We start from the raw sequence: 15,131 nt of genomic DNA, 5'->3' as shown, positions 1-15,131 counted from the left end.
GGTCTTGCTCTACTTTCTTTAAGCTTTCAGTCAAGTATTTCATTGCAAGTTTTTTTAAAATTTAATACCTAAATTGTATATGTTTGACTATATTTGTCAATATAATTATTTGCTATCAATCACTCTTATCTGATCGTCTTTTTTAGGGCAAACTATGCTGATATATTGAATTGCTTGTTTTTTAATTAATATACCACCCGGTACACTAATTAAAACTCAAGCTTCAAAGCAATGACCGTATTGACTTTTTTTGGAAGAAATTGTGCAAATACCTGTAGGACGACCCAAGGATCTGGAAAAGCGTCAGCGCATCCTCAGCGTGGCCAAAGCGCTGTTTTTAGCGCATGGCTATCATGCCTCCAGCATGAACCAGATTGCACGTGAGGCAGGTGTGACCAAGCTGACGGTGTATAACCATTTTCAGGACAAGGCGACCCTGTTTAGCTGTGCGATTGAGGATACCTGTGAAGCCATTCTGCATGAACATCCTCAGCTCTTGCAGCCGAGCAGTGACTTTGCGCAGGAGTTTTATCAGGCCTGTCAGCGCGCTTTAAATATTATTCATTTACCAGAAGCGATCAAGCTGGACCTGTTACTGATGGAACTGGCCTCGCAGCAAAGTCCTCTGGCAGAACAGTTTTATGAGGCCTCGCATAGCAAACTGGATGCAGTCTGGAATGATTTCTTTGCTCTGGCCCAACAGTACAGCTTTATTCAGGTCGATCTTCCAGAAAAACAGACCGAGCTGATCGTGTCCCTGCTGACCGGAACCCGTCATCAGAAAATCCTGCTGGGTCTCAGCCCTCCCCCTTCAAGCGCAGAACAGCAACAGATCATTAGCGAGGCCATTGAACTGTTTATGCTGAAATATGCTCTGCCTGACTAAAGCCTTCTCTCAGGATCGAGCACCGATAACCATATGTGGCCTAAAATTTGCTAAAAAAGCAGCCAATGCTCTGCAACTTTTGTCTCTAAGGGACTTGGATTGTCATGCAGTCGCGGTATAGTCAAAGCATGCATGTGAGGGAATAAAAAATGATTCAACAGATTGATGCACCACTACGCGAAGACGTACGCTTACTGGGTAATTTGCTTGGGGAAACCTTAAAATTACATGCCGGGCAGGATTTGTTTAATCAGATCGAGCAGATCCGTGCCCTATCCAAAGGCGCTCGCGATGGACAGGTCGAAGCAGAAAAACAACTGGAACAACTATTTTTGAGTCTAGAAGATGCAGAAATCCTGCCGCTGACCCGCGCCTTTACCCACTTTTTAAACTTTGCCAATATTGCCGAACAATATCATGTGGTACGTCGTCGCCGTCAGAGCGAGTTTGATGACACTGCAGAATCGCCCAATCCTCTGGTGCCTTTATTTGAAAAATTTAAACAGCAGGAGATTTCTGCCGATACGCTGTATCAGCAAATCTGTGAACTGAAAATTGAACTGGTTCTGACCGCGCATCCCACAGAAGTCAGCCGCCGTACCCTGATTCAAAAATATGACGGTATCAATAATGCCCTGTCCAAATTTGACCAGCAGAAACTGACTCCACGTGAACGTCAGGCAGTTCTGGCCGATCTGAAACAGCTGATCAGCTCTGCCTGGCAAACCGATGAAATCCGTCAGCATCGTCCAACTCCGATTGATGAAGCCAAATGGGGCTTTACCACCATTGAGCAGACCTTGTGGAATGCGGTTCCGAAATTTATCCGGGAACTGAATAGCATGGTCACAGAACAGTGTGCTCAGAACCTGCCCCTAGATGTGGCACCGGTACGTTTTGCCTCCTGGATGGGCGGTGACCGCGACGGCAACCCGAATGTGACCCATACCGTAACCCAGGAAGTGCTGTGGCTGTCGCACTGGAAAGCAGCCGACCTTTATGTACGCGATATTGAAAACCTGCGCTGGGAACTGTCTATCCAGCAATGTAGCCCGGAAATTTCCGAAGCCTTGGGCCAGCCCCATCCTGAACCCTACCGTGAATATTTACGTGACACCCGTACCCGCCTGAAAGCCACACGGCACTGGCTGGCAGAAAAATTAAAAGGCAATGATGCCGATGACAGTCTGGTGATTAAAAGTAAAGACGAACTTTTACAGCCACTCCTGACCTGCTACCGTTCGCTGATGGACTGCAATCTGGCCGAAATTGCCAATGGCAGCCTGCTGGACTTTATTTATCGGGTAAACAGTTTTGGGATCGAACTGCTAAAACTGGATATCCGTCAGGAATCGGGTCGTCACCGTCAGGCGATTTCTGCGATTACCGAATATTTAGGACTGGGGAATTTTGAAACCTGGACTGAACAGGCACGGCAAAACTTTTTACTGCAAGAGCTGCAAAGCAAACGTCCGTTGCTGCCAAAACATCTGAATGAGCCAGCAGGCAGCCTGATTGAACATCCGGATGTACAGGAAGTGTTTGCCACCATGCGTACGCTAGCCGAGCAACCGAGCGAATCTCTGGGTGCTTATATCATCTCGATGGCGGAATATCCAAGTGATGTGCTGGCGGTTTTATTGCTACAGAAAGAAGCCGGCATCAAGCAGGCGCTACGGGTTGTCCCTCTCTTTGAAACCCTGAAAGATCTAGATTGTGCAGCCGCAACCATGTCTACCCTGTTCAATATGCACTGGTACAAACAGCATATTCAGGGCAAGCATGAAGTGATGATTGGTTATTCGGATTCTGCCAAGGATGCCGGTTTTATGTCGGCCAACTGGGCACAGTATCGTGCCCAAGAAGAATTGACGGCGATCGCCCAGCAACATGGCGTGCAATTGACCCTGTTCCATGGTCGTGGCGGTTCAATTAGCCGTGGCGGTGCGCCAACCCAGCAGGCACTCTTCTCTCAACCGCCAGGGTCGATTTCAGGTGCGATCCGGGTGACTGAACAGGGCGAAATGATCCGTTTCAAATTCGGTCTGGAAGAAATCGCCCTGCAGAATCTGGAAATTTATACCGCTGCAACACTGGAAGCGACCTTACTCCCGCCACCTGAACCCAAACAGGAATGGCGCGACTTGATGCATCAAATGACCGAGCTATCGGTGCAGGTCTATCGCCAGACCGTCCGGGAAAATCCGTATTTTGTGAAATACCTGCGTACCGTCACGCCAGAACTTGAACTGCAAATGCTGCCACTGGGTTCACGGCCGGCGAAACGTAAAGTCAGTGGTGGGATTGAATCACTGCGAGCGATTCCCTGGGTCTTTGCCTGGACCCAGATTCGCCTGATGTTACCGGCCTGGCTCGGTACCGGTGCTGCATTAAATGCGGTACTGGATCAGGGACAACGCACGGTACTGGATGAGATGCTGGCAGAGTGGCCGTATTTTCAGACCCTAATTGATATGCTGGAAATGGTACTGTCCAAAGCCGATGCCAATGTGGCGCTATATTATGAATCGCATTTGACCCAGGATGAAGATCTTAAAGTTCTGGGAACAGAACTGCGTCAGCGTTTGCAGGATGCTGTACAAACCCTGTTGAGCTTAAAAGGCGAATCGAAACTCCTGAGCAGTAACGGTGTACTGGATCAGTCGATGAAAGTACGTAAACCCTATTTGTTACCGCTGCACTTACTGCAAGCTGAACTGATGAAACGTCGCCGTTTATATCTGGAACAGCAGCAGGCTGAAAATACCCCGGTCGATCATGCCTTAATGGTCAGCATTGCCGGCATTGCAGCCGGTTTACGTAATACCGGCTGATTTTTCGCCCTCGCATTCAAAGCACATCCTGGTGATGTGCTTTTTTTGTACATGAATTGGCCAAAACCACTCACTGCATCGTATTTTTTATAACTAAAATAACAAATCTTTATGAGTGAATTTTAAGCATAGCTATATGATTAATCCACTGATTTAACGCTACTTTTATATTAAAAATATTTACCAATTGATAAAAAATAAATAAAAGTCAATGAATTAACTTGAACAAAAAGTTGAAAGGAGTGATTAAAACTTCCAAAAAACCGGAGTATGATGTGCACAATTTATCTTTTGAGTGCTCATTTTATGTCCAGTTGGTTTCCCAAATGGCGCCCTTATGAGGGCAGTATCGATGCACGACCAGTAGGTACCGCAGAGTATTTGCCACCCGCACAAACGGTAGTTTTGGGTGTACAGCATGCCTTTGCCATGTTTGGCGCGACTGTACTGGCACCTTTTTTAATGGGCTTTGATCCTAACCTGGCGATTTTAATGTCAGGGATCTGTACTATTCTGTTCTTTTTAATCACCGGTGGCCGGGTTCCAAGTTATCTAGGTTCAAGCTTTGCCTTTATTGGTGTGGTCATCGCAGCAACTGGTTATGCGGGTGGTGGCGGACTGAATCCGAATATTGGCGTTGCAGCAGGCGGGATTATCGCGTGTGGCATCTTCTATGCGCTGATGGGCTTTCTGGTCATGGCGACGGGCACCCGCTGGATCGAAAAGCTGATGCCACCGGTAGTGACCGGTGCCGTGGTGATGATCATTGGCCTGAACCTTGCTCCAGTCACGGTTAAAAGCGTCATGGGCAACACCTTTAATATGTGGATGTCTCTCGTTACCGTGATGTGCATGGGCTCGATTGCCGTCTTTACCAAAGGCCTGCTGCAACGCCTGCTATTATTGGTCGGTCTGTTACTGGCCTATCTGATCTATTTCGTGCTCAGCAATATTATGGGTTATGGCACTGCAATCAATTTCCTGCCCATTCAGCAAGCCGCCTGGTTCGGGTTACCGACCTTCCACGCACCGACTTTTGAAGTCAATGCCATGTTGATCATTGCACCGATTGCACTGATTTTGGTGGCTGAAAATCTGGGACATATCAAAGCGGTAGGCGCGATGACCGGAGAGAATCTGGATCCGCATATTGGTAAAGCCTTTGTTGCAGATGGTGTTGCAACCACTCTGGCAGGCGGTGTGGGTGCCCCGGGCATGACCACCTACGGTGAAAATATTGGGGTCATGGCCGTAACACGGGTTTATTCGACCATCATTTTTGCAGTGGCTGGTGTCTTTGCGATCTTCCTGGGTTTATCACCCAAGTTTGGGGCGGTGATTCATACCATTCCCACCGCGATTCTGACCGGTGCTTCGATTGTGGTCTTTGGTTTGATTACCATTGCCGGTGCCAAAATCTGGATTGAAAATAAAGTCGATTTCTCGCAAAACAAAAACCTGATGGTGGCTGCAGTGACCATTATTTTAGGTACCGGTGATTTTGCCCTGACTTTTGGTAGCTTCAATCTGGGTGGTATTGGTACGGCAACGTTTGCAGCCCTGTTCTTAAACTGGTTCTTCAGTCTGGTCGATAAAAAATAAAATTCAGCGATGACTGGGCACAGCCTGTTGCAAGCAAAAAGACCGAACATATATGTTCGGTCTTTTTTGTAGCCTAAAACAGTCTGTCTAGAATGAACTGTTTTAAGTGACTGGCAATTGATTCACGTTGGCTTATTTCTGTTTTTTAAGCGCTTGCTTCAGTTGCTTCAATTTGCCTTTATGTTTTGAAATCTTTTTCAAACGTGCTTTGATTTCTTGCTTTAAAGATTTAACTTGCTTAGCCATGGTATTACTCCCTAGTAAGGCTATTCGTTAGGCTTGTGTTGTTTCACAAAACCACGAATAAATTTTCTTAATTCACGAGCAGCACTAGTATCCAGTTCTTCGCAGAGACGAATAAATTCATCACGCTCCGTACTCTGAATACGAATTAAAAGTTGTCCATCTTTCTTGCCTGTCTTTATTTTTTTGATTTGCTCGCTCATTGCTTATCTCTCCAAAATAAAGACTACTTTGCAAAAGATGTATATACAATATATATACTTTTTAAATTAAATCAAACTTACATTGTAAAAATATTTAATAAAATCAATTTCTTTTTTTTACCATAATTTCTATAAAACCGTGCAAAGCCCGTCCAGGCAAGGCTTTAGGCACTTGGCTGAATGGGCTTTTTATGGATAAATTATTTTTGCAAAAAGGCGATGTTGTGCTTAAAAATCGCCATGGCTACAGCAAGATCTCCTGCATAGCTTGAAGATCGTCCGGCGTAGTTGAACTGAAATGAGCCCGTTTAAGGACGAAACTCTTTCAGTTCACGTTGAATAAAGTATTGGAACATTTCACGGTATAGATGTTCAATAAACTCCTGATCGAGGCCCTGCTTTTGCGCCAATGCCCTAACATTTTCTACAATCTGTTCCATACGTTCTGGTGACTGCAAATCGGTTTCGGTTTTTTTGAAACGGGTGGTTTGATCAACATAAAATTGACGCGCAGCGATCAGCTCAACTAAAGCTGTATCAATGGCATCGATCTGTTGACGTGCATATTCTAGTGATTCAGCTTTGATCTTTTCCATGTTTTTTCAGTTCACTTTCAGTTTGATTATTACTCTTATACTTTTCTTCTAACACATTACTGAAAATACTTTCAATCATCCAGACCCGATATAAGCTATTAAATGTATAACTTTGATCATCTATCCGCAGTTCCAGTACCGGAAAGTTCGGCTGCGACTTCATTTCACAGAGCATATCATTGTCCTGCAGCTTCACCAGAATATCGTCCTGGGTCAGATCTACAATATTTAACTGTTGCTGCAAAAGTTTGAAATGGGGTGCATAAGACAGGTCTTCACCACGGGTCCAGACGGCCTGCAAGATCTGGTACATCGCCTCAATCCGCTGCTCCTCGGGACAGCTATAAAATAACTGTGCGATTGGCGCAATCGCCTGCTCGGTCGGTCGGCAAAACGGGGTAAATTCTACGTCCGTCCGTTTGGATAAACGTGTGGCCAGACTCCAGTCAAACTCATCCCGGCCACGATAGGACAAGGGATAGACATTCAACTGGATATTATAATAATCCGCCAGTTCTTCCTTGATATAGGCCAGCAAAAGCCAGGAGATCGGATCTTCCAGCGCGATATACAAGTCCAGTTCCGGATCCATCGACTGGATCTCGTTCAGCTCTTCAGCATCACTGATCAGATGCTCACGCCATTCAATGTGATCGATCATAAAAATCGGATTACCGGTCAGCAGTTTTTGCTGCTCCAGACGCCGGGTCAGACGCAACAGGTCATCGACTGCCTGATACTGGCGTCCGCCTAAATTAAAATAGCTGGCCAGAATCGGGGTCTGGTCAAAAATACGTTCGGGAAAGTCCTGTGGCTGATGATGACGACTGGCCATGGCATAAAGGGTTCGTAATTTTCCGGTCTGTTTTTGCCACAACATATGAAACACATCTTCCAGCAAATACAGAAAATCCTGCCCGCGCAGCGGGGTATGCCGTAAAATCAGTTCCGCCTGTTGCAAGGCTTCAGCGCTGGGCAATTCTGGCGTGTCATGAAAACTAAAACGATGCTGTTTCGACAGAATCTTGGCATCATTTAGGGTGTAGTGCTGCCATTCATCAAAAGACATCTGATTTGGGGGGGCTGCATGCGAACTGGAAATAATTACTTTCAGCGGCTTGAGCTGCGGACTTAAAATTTCTTCGAGCTGGGGCAGCTGCTGTACCGCCAGATAGCTGTACACATCATCCAGTCTTAAATGGATACTCAGCCCATCTTGAATAGATAACACCGTTTGACGGATTGGTTTCTGGTAAAACCAACTCGATCGGATTGGATCAAACCAACGGCGTAACAGGGACATGAGTTCGGCCTCGACAAAGATGACGGTGTGCAGTTCAAAAAATTGAATCTGTACAGAATAATCTATTTTTAAGATCGCAGAGCCAAAGCCCTGCATGGTGTAAAAACTTATATCAAGTCATAAACAAATGTTCAATGTTTAACAATGGATTAGAGGTCAAGATTCAAGTCAGTGACCGCCCCGGTTTCTGCACCTGAGGTCAGTTTGGCGAATTTGGCCAGTGCTCCATGGGTATAGTTCGGTTTTGGTTTGATCCAAGCTGCTTGACGTGCTGCAATCTCCGGCTCATCCACATGCCAGGTCATTTCCCGGGTTTCCGCATTAATTGAAATCTGGTCGCCATTTTGTACCAGACCAATCGGGCCGCCATCATAAGCTTCGGGGGTGACATGACCAATCACAAAACCGTGACTGCCACCCGAGAAGCGTCCATCGGTAATCAGGGCAACTGAAGCGCCTAAGCCCTTCCCGATAATCGCAGAGGTCGGTTTCAGCATTTCTGGCATTCCCGGGCCACCTTTGGGACCAACGCCACGAATCACCACCACTTCACCCGGCTGGACTTCGCCATCCAGAATACCGCGCATGGCACCCTGCTCACCTTCAAACACGCGAGCCGGGCCAGCAAAATGCAGTCCTTCCTTACCGGTAATTTTGGCGACCGCGCCCTTCGGTGACAGATTGCCTTTTAGAATCACCAGATGTGAGTCTTTTTTCACTGGCGCATCAAAAGGCAGAATAATCTGCTGGCCTTCCGGATAGTCCTGCACATCGGCCAGATTTTCTGCCAGCGTCTTACCTGTGACCGTCAGACATGAGCCATCCAGCATGCCGGCATCCAGCATGCGCTTCATCAGTGGTTGAATTCCACCAATCGCAATCAGTTCTGACATCAGATATTTACCTGATGGACGCACGTCGGCCACCACCGGAATATCTTTACCAATCCGCACGAAATCATCCAGACTCAATTCCACTCCTGCTGTATGTGCCATGGCTAAAAGATGCAGTACACCATTGGTCGAACCACCCAGCGCAATCAAGACTTTAATCGAGTTTTCAAAGGCGGCTTTGGTCATGATGTCGCGCGGCTTAATATCCAGTCGCAACAGGTTCATCACCGCTTCACCGGCCCGGGCACAGTCAATTTGCTTGTCTTCCGATACCGCTTCCTGTGCCGAAGAGCCCGGCAGGCTCATACCTAAAGCTTCAATCGCAGAGGCCATCGAGTTGGCCGTGTACATACCGCCACACGAACCCGGACCTGGCAAGGAAACCTCTTCAATATGCTTGACCTGAATCGCGTTGATTTCACCTTTGGCATATTGACCCACCGCTTCAAACACTGAAATCATGTCGGTATGACCTTCACCCGGTTTGATGGTTCCGCCATAAATAAACAGCCCCGGACGGTTGAGGCGCGCCAATCCCATGATGCAGCCGGGCATATTTTTGTCACAGCCACCAATGGCAATCACACCATCATAAGCCTGACAGCCGACCACGGTTTCAATCGAATCTGCGATCACTTCCCGTGACAGCAGGGAATATTTCATGCCTTCGGTGCCATTGGAAATGCCATCTGAAATGGTAATGGTATTAAAGATAATGCCCTTGCCACCCGCCGCACTCACGCCCTGCTCTACGGTTCTGGCCAGACCATCAATATGCATATTACAAGGCGTGACATTGGCCCAGGTCGAAGCAATGCCGATAAATGGCCGGTTAAAATCGGCATCCTGAAAACCGGTAGCACGCATCATGGAACGCGCCGGTGCATTTTCAATACCTTCATAAACGGGGGCAGAATGCTCGCGGATATTATCTTTACTCATTATTCTCTTCCTGGGCGATGACCGATTTTAAGCGTCGGTCTTGGACAATTTATTTTAAGATCATTGTATAGTTTCTTGTATAAAAAAAGCACCCCATCTGGAGTGCTATTTAAATCTGTAAAATTACAGCTTAGATATCACGTACCGCACCTTTCGCCGCACTGGTGGCATGCATTGCATAGGCTTTCAGCGCTTTAGATACTTTACGTGGACGTTCCTTTGCAGGCTTCCAACCTTTGGCTTCTTGTACTTCACGGCGTGCTGCCAATACATCTTCAGCAACGGCTAAATGAATGCTACGGTTTGGAATATCAATTTCGATACGGTCGCCATCTTCAACCAGGGCAATTGTGCCGCCTTCAGCTGCTTCTGGGGAAACGTGACCAATGGAAAGACCTGAAGAACCACCAGAGAAACGACCATCAGTGACAAGTGCACAGTCTTTACCTAAACCTTTCGATTTTAAGTAGCTGGTTGGGTACAACATTTCTTGCATGCCTGGACCACCCTGTGGACCTTCATAACGGATCAGCACCACATCACCTGCCACGATTTTCCCACCAAGAATGGCTTCAACTGCATCATCCTGGCTTTCAAATACACGTGCTGTGCCGTTGAATTTCAAGATAGAGTCATCTACACCCGCAGTTTTGACGATACAACCATCCAGTGCAATGTTGCCGTAAAGCACTGCCAAACCGCCGTCTTGCGAGAAGGCATGTTCAACATTACGTATTACACCATTTTCACGGTCGCCATCTAGACGGGTGTAATAACGATCTTGTGAGAATGCAGTTTGGGTTGGTACACCGCCCGGTGCCGATTTGAAGAAGTTATATACCTCTTCATCTTCAGTACGGATGATGTCCCATTTGTCTAAAGCATCTTTCAACGTTGCTTCATGTACGGTCGGTACAGACGTATCCAGTAAGCCACCACGGTCTAGTTCACCGAGGATCGACATAATGCCGCCGGCACGGTGAATATCTTCCATGTGGACGTTTTTAACCGCAGGTGCCACTTTACACAGTACAGGCACTTTACGAGATAAACGGTCGATATCGTCCATGGTGAAGTCTACTTCTGCTTCGTGAGCAGCTGCCAACAAGTGAAGAACGGTGTTGGTTGAACCACCCATCGCGATGTCCAAAGTCATGGCATTTTCATAGGATGCTTTGGTTGCTACATTACGTGGCAATACGCTGTAATCATTCTGTTCATAATGACGCTTGGTGATTTCAACGATCAACTGACCTGCGCGCTCAAATAATTTCTTACGGTTGGCATGTGTTGCCAGCGTAGAACCATTACCCGGTAATGAAAGACCCAAAGCTTCAGTCAAACAGTTCATTGAGTTGGCCGTAAACATACCTGAACAAGAACCACAGGTTGGACATGCAGAACGTTCGTATGCTTTGACTTCTTCGTCTGTGTAGTTGTCATCTGCCGCCACAATCATCGCATCAACAAGGTCAATTGCCTGTTCATTGCCACGAATTTGCACTTTACCCGCTTCCATCGGGCCGCCTGAAACAAACACCACAGGAATGTTCAAACGCATGGCTGCCATGAGCATGCCCGGGGTGATTTTGTCACAGTTTGAAATACACACCATCGCATCTGCACAGTGTGCATTAACCATGTATTCAACCGAGTCAGCAATCAGGTCACGTGAAGGCAATGAGTACAGCATGCCGTCATGACCCATCGCGATGCCATCATCGACAGCAATGGTATTGAATTCTTTTGCTACGCCGCCTGCTTGTTCAATTTGACGTGCAACCAGCTGACCCAGGTCTTTTAGATGGACATGACCCGGTACAAATTGCGTGAATGAGTTAACGACCGCAATAATCGGCTTACCGAAATCTTCGTCTTTCATTCCGGTAGCACGCCATAAACCGCGCGCGCCAGCCATATTTCTTCCGTGTGTCGATGTTTTTGAACGATAGTCAGGCATTTTATATTTCCAACAAAGTTTGAGCTTGAAATGAACCGGGCAGATCCACTCTGGCTAAATCATACTGACAATGAGCTTAAATCAGTTGCATTTTAGACCTATCATACTACAAGTCCTTGTTTTACAAGATGACCTTTTGGTTGTAGATGCAGGCAAAAATATCTATAGAGAGATTATGATGATCTGGCGATAAAAATTTCTTGATGAAATCTACTATACCGCCATCATCGTCAGGACAATACAAAACTTTCATGAATAATTTTTACAATTTGCATGAGTTTTTTTTATATAAAAATTCCACCGAAATTCAAGCACTCAGCAAGCTTCTTGGATAAGTTTTTGCAACGATTAGGCTGAAATTTGGCTTTTGGCTTATAATAGCTTTTAAGTTTATTTGGAATTTCATGTGTGAAGATCATATTTGCAGGCACACCAGAATTTGCAGCGACTGCATTGGCTACGCTACTCAAAACCGAGCATGAAATTGTGGCGGTCTATACCCAGCCTGACCGCAAAGCCGGACGCGGGCAAAAACTCACGGCATCTGCAGTCAAGCAGTTGGCGCTAGAACACAATATTCCGGTCTATCAGCCTTTGCACTTCAAGTCATCGACTGAAGAAGGTCTGGCAGCGCAAGCAGAACTCAAAGCCTTAAATGCAGATGTGATGGTGGTGGCGGCCTATGGCCTGATTCTGCCACAAGTGGTTCTGGATACACCCAAATATGGCTGTCTGAATATTCATGGTTCATTACTTCCGCGCTGGCGCGGTGCAGCACCGATTCAACGTGCCATTGCCACCGGCGATACCGAGACTGGTGTAACCATCATGAAAATGGCAGCAGGCTTGGACACAGGCGATATGATGCTGAAAACCATCTGCCCAATTGAAGCGACAGATACCTCTGCAACCTTACACGACAAACTTGCTGTTAAAGGTGCTGAAGCTACCGTTCAGGTACTTGAGTCTGAAGAAAGCTTACAAAAATATTTGGCTGAACGTGAAGTGCAAGACGAAGCACTTACGGTTTACGCACATAAACTTTCAAAAGCGGAAGCACAAATCAACTGGAGCCAGCCTGCGGCAGAGATTGACCGGAATATTCGCGCCTTTAATCCCTGGCCGGTGGCCTTTACCCCGCTGGATGACAGTAACAATTTACGCATCTGGAATTCATCACTTTCTACCCAGCAGGCAACCGCTGCAGTGGCAGGTGAAGTAATTGCTCTGGATAAAGACGGCGTACATGTGATGTGTGGTGATCAGAACGCCATTTGCATCACCAATCTGCAATGGCCAGGTGGCAAAGCCCTGAATGCTGTTCAAATTAATCAAACTCAAAAACTATCGGTAGGATATAAATTCGCATGAGCCAAATTCAATCATCAGCTAAAAACTTGAATTTGCGCGCGCAAGTTGTCAAAACACTCTTGGCTGTACAAAATGGCCAATCACTTGCTTCAGTACTCAATCAACATATCAATATCGTGTCTGAACGTGACCGTGGTTTATATCACGAGTTAACCTTGGGCTGTTTACGTCAGTGGCATGGCCTGAAAGCCATTACCCTGCCGTTATTAACTAAACCCCTTGATAACCAGGCCCTAGAAAGCTGCTTATATTTGGGTTTATATCAGATTCTATGTACCCGCATTCCGGCACATGCCGCCATTTCAGAAACCGTGACTGCCGCCAAACAGCTGGGCTTTGAACCTTTAAGTGGTCTGGTCAATGCGGTGTTACGTCGTGTTTCACGTGAAACAGAAGAATTTGATCTGGCGTTAAATCAGGCACATGGCCTGCCAAGCTGGTTATTCAAACGTTTAAAGAAAGACTGGCCGGAACAGCTGGCTGAACTGTCGCACGAGTTAAAACAGATTGCACCGCTGACCTTGCGTGTTAATGTCAATCAGGTTAGCCGTGATGAATATCTGGAAATTCTGGAAGAAGAAGGCTATGAAGCACGTGCTTGCAGCCTGTCTGAAGTCGGGATTGTACTGGAACAGAATGTGCATATTCCAAACCTGCCGGGCTATGAAGCCGGCGGCTTCTCGGTTCAGGATGAACACGCCCAGCTATGTGCAACCTTAATACCTGATCTGGAAGGAAAAGTTGTAGTAGATGCCTGCGCTGCACCGGGTGGTAAGACTGCACACATTCTGGAAAAGTATAGTCCGAAAAAACTTTATGCAATTGATCAGGACGCGAAACGTTTGGTTCGTGTGGCAGAAAATCTGGAACGCTTACTGTTAACCGATTATGCCGAAGTTGAAATTATTGCAGCCGATGCCATTAGCTGGACAGCGTCTGAACCGGTCGACTGTATTGTGCTGGATGCACCATGTTCTGCCATCGGTGTGATCCGTCGCCATCCGGATATCCGTTTGCTGCGTCATTCTACAGATATTCCGCAAACCGTCGCGCTGCAAAAGCAGATTCTGGAAAATATGTGGCAGCAGTTAAAAGTCGGCGGCACCTTGCTCTACATTACCTGTTCGATTCTGAAAGCGGAAAATGAACAGCAGATGGTCGAGTTTTTTGCCCAGCATGCCGATGCCAAGGAAATCAAGATCGAAGCCGATTGGGGCATCGAACAGATACATGGTCGTCAGTTGTTGCCGAAAGCAGATCAAGGCGATGGCTTCTTCTATTGTCGTATTGAAAAGATCGCATAAATCATCATTTTTAAAGTCGGAAAAGGTAGCTTCGGCTGCCTTTTTTATTGCATGCTTTATTGCATGGCCGACTTGTAACAGGACTTACTGAATAAACTTAAAGATCACCAGACTGGTTGCCAGTGCAGCCATGCCACTCACCAGTCCATAGACGGTTTCATGTCCTTCGGCATAACGTTTTGCCGTCGGCAATAACTCATCCAGTGCCAGATAGACCATCACCCCGCCAATCAGGCCAAACACCAGACCATATACCGTATCGCTCATATAAGGCGCCAGAATAAAATAGCCCAAGGCGGCACCCAAAGGTTCAGCCAGTCCCGACACCAGACTGGCCCAGAGCGCATAATCTTTGCGTCCGGTCGCCATATACACTGGCAAGGCAATTGCCACACCTTCCGGGATATTATGAATCGCAATTGCCACCGCCAAAGGCGCACCCAAGGCAGGACTTTCCAGCGTGGCAAAAAAGGTCGCCAGACCTTCTGGCAGGTTATGTGCGCTAATGGCGAATAAAGTCAGCATGCCGGTACGCAATAGTTGCGGTGAACTGACGCCCTCACTGGCATGCGTTTCAACAGTTTCATGCGGATTTGGCACAAAATGATCCAGCAATAACACCAGAATCACGCCCAACAAAAATGCAAAGGTGCCAAAGGCAAAACCGGTTTTTTCATCAAAAGCCAGACTAAAGGAGGCAATCGATTTATTCAGAATTTCGGTTAAAGAAACATAGATCATGGCGCCCGCGGCAAAGGCCAGACCAAAGGCCAGCAGACGGAAATTGGGTTTTTTTAAGAAGAGTGATTGATAGCAAATAATTATATTGACAAATATAGTCAAACATATACAATTTAGGTATTAAATTTTAAAAAAAACTTGCAATGAAATACTTGACTGAAAGCTTAAAGAAAGTAGAGCAAGACCTTGCTTATTTTGTATCCCCTGAAAATAAAGATGGGTTTATTAAGGAATTTGCATCATGGGTCTATGG

11 protein-coding genes are annotated in these 15,131 nt (G+C 46.5%); 5 read left to right on the top strand and 6 right to left on the bottom strand.

The genetic code is table 11. The features are described 5' to 3' along the window. Positions 1-262: 262 nt before the first annotated feature. The 3 genes from FTU82_RS13720 (at position 263) to FTU82_RS13710 (ending at position 5,322) form a co-directional block, all read left to right on the top strand. On the top strand, positions 263-886 hold the full coding sequence (locus FTU82_RS13720; RefSeq protein ID WP_004728919.1) for a TetR/AcrR family transcriptional regulator: 624 nt from the start codon (positions 263-265) through the stop codon (positions 884-886). 149 nt (positions 887-1,035) lie between these two features. Beyond that, positions 1,036-3,720 (top strand): phosphoenolpyruvate carboxylase, encoded by a 2,685-nt coding sequence (gene ppc, locus FTU82_RS13715; protein ID WP_180101476.1) that lies wholly within the window; start codon positions 1,036-1,038, stop codon positions 3,718-3,720. A gap of 306 nt (positions 3,721-4,026) precedes the next feature. After that, complete coding sequence (locus FTU82_RS13710; protein WP_180101473.1) at positions 4,027-5,322, top strand: solute carrier family 23 protein; 1,296 nt, start codon at positions 4,027-4,029, stop codon at positions 5,320-5,322. Between the two features lie 266 nt (positions 5,323-5,588). Here the strand turns inward: FTU82_RS13710 and FTU82_RS13705 are convergent, their stop codons facing one another. The 5 genes from FTU82_RS13705 to ilvD (FTU82_RS13685) form a co-directional block, all read right to left on the bottom strand. After that, on the bottom strand, positions 5,589-5,768 hold the full coding sequence (locus tag FTU82_RS13705; RefSeq protein ID WP_004280844.1) for a hypothetical protein: 180 nt from the start codon (positions 5,766-5,768) through the stop codon (positions 5,589-5,591). A gap of 308 nt (positions 5,769-6,076) precedes the next feature. Then, the gene (locus FTU82_RS13700; protein ID WP_159516534.1) at positions 6,077-6,364 is read right to left on the bottom strand and encodes a chorismate mutase; all 288 of its coding nucleotides are present in this window, start codon (positions 6,362-6,364) and stop codon (positions 6,077-6,079) included. Then, complete coding sequence (locus FTU82_RS13695) at positions 6,345-7,667, bottom strand: hypothetical protein (protein WP_180001780.1); 1,323 nt, start codon at positions 7,665-7,667, stop codon at positions 6,345-6,347. Before FTU82_RS13695 ends, FTU82_RS13700 begins: the two co-directional genes overlap by 20 nt. A gap of 149 nt (positions 7,668-7,816) precedes the next feature. Further along, positions 7,817-9,502: a dihydroxy-acid dehydratase gene (ilvD, locus tag FTU82_RS13690; RefSeq protein WP_004280835.1), complete on the bottom strand. Its 1,686-nt coding sequence runs from the start codon at positions 9,500-9,502 to the stop codon at positions 7,817-7,819. Positions 9,503-9,632: 130 nt separating this feature from the next. Next, positions 9,633-11,462, bottom strand: coding sequence for a dihydroxy-acid dehydratase (gene ilvD / locus FTU82_RS13685; RefSeq protein ID WP_004280822.1), 1,830 nt, complete (start codon positions 11,460-11,462; stop codon positions 9,633-9,635). A gap of 408 nt (positions 11,463-11,870) precedes the next feature. On the opposite strand from ilvD (FTU82_RS13685), the gene fmt reads away from it, so the two are divergent. After that, positions 11,871-12,833: a methionyl-tRNA formyltransferase gene (fmt, locus tag FTU82_RS13680; protein ID WP_180001778.1), complete on the top strand. Its 963-nt coding sequence runs from the start codon at positions 11,871-11,873 to the stop codon at positions 12,831-12,833. Next, the gene (gene rsmB / locus FTU82_RS13675; RefSeq protein ID WP_180001779.1) at positions 12,830-14,137 is read left to right on the top strand and encodes a 16S rRNA (cytosine(967)-C(5))-methyltransferase RsmB; all 1,308 of its coding nucleotides are present in this window, start codon (positions 12,830-12,832) and stop codon (positions 14,135-14,137) included. Before fmt ends, rsmB begins: the two co-directional genes overlap by 4 nt. Positions 14,138-14,221: 84 nt before the next feature. Here the strand turns inward: rsmB and zupT are convergent, their stop codons facing one another. After that, entirely contained in the window at positions 14,222-14,980 is a 759-nt protein-coding gene (gene zupT / locus FTU82_RS13670) for a zinc transporter ZupT (protein WP_306669837.1), read from the bottom strand. Positions 14,981-15,131: the final 151 nt, after the last annotated feature.

This window comes from Acinetobacter sp. YH12151 (assembly GCF_013418355.1).
GTDB classification, from domain to species: Bacteria; Pseudomonadota; Gammaproteobacteria; order Pseudomonadales; family Moraxellaceae; genus Acinetobacter; species Acinetobacter pseudolwoffii.
The sequence above is the reverse complement of the archived record's forward strand: the minus strand, read 5'-3'. Positions and strand labels throughout refer to the sequence as shown.

Coding starts and splice junctions, on each gene's coding strand:
- FTU82_RS13700 (WP_159516534.1), bottom strand. CDS start 6,364: ATGGAAAAGATCAAAGCTGAATCACTAGAATATGCACGTCAACAGATC.
- ilvD (WP_004280835.1), bottom strand. CDS start 9,502: ATGAGTAAAGATAATATCCGCGAGCATTCTGCCCCCGTTTATGAAGGT.
- ppc (WP_180101476.1), top strand. CDS start 1,036: ATGATTCAACAGATTGATGCACCACTACGCGAAGACGTACGCTTACTG.
- rsmB (WP_180001779.1), top strand. CDS start 12,830: ATGAGCCAAATTCAATCATCAGCTAAAAACTTGAATTTGCGCGCGCAA.
- FTU82_RS13705 (WP_004280844.1), bottom strand. CDS start 5,768: ATGAGCGAGCAAATCAAAAAAATAAAGACAGGCAAGAAAGATGGACAA.
- FTU82_RS13710 (WP_180101473.1), top strand. CDS start 4,027: ATGTCCAGTTGGTTTCCCAAATGGCGCCCTTATGAGGGCAGTATCGAT.
- FTU82_RS13695 (WP_180001780.1), bottom strand. CDS start 7,667: ATGTCCCTGTTACGCCGTTGGTTTGATCCAATCCGATCGAGTTGGTTT.
- ilvD (WP_004280822.1), bottom strand. CDS start 11,462: ATGCCTGACTATCGTTCAAAAACATCGACACACGGAAGAAATATGGCT.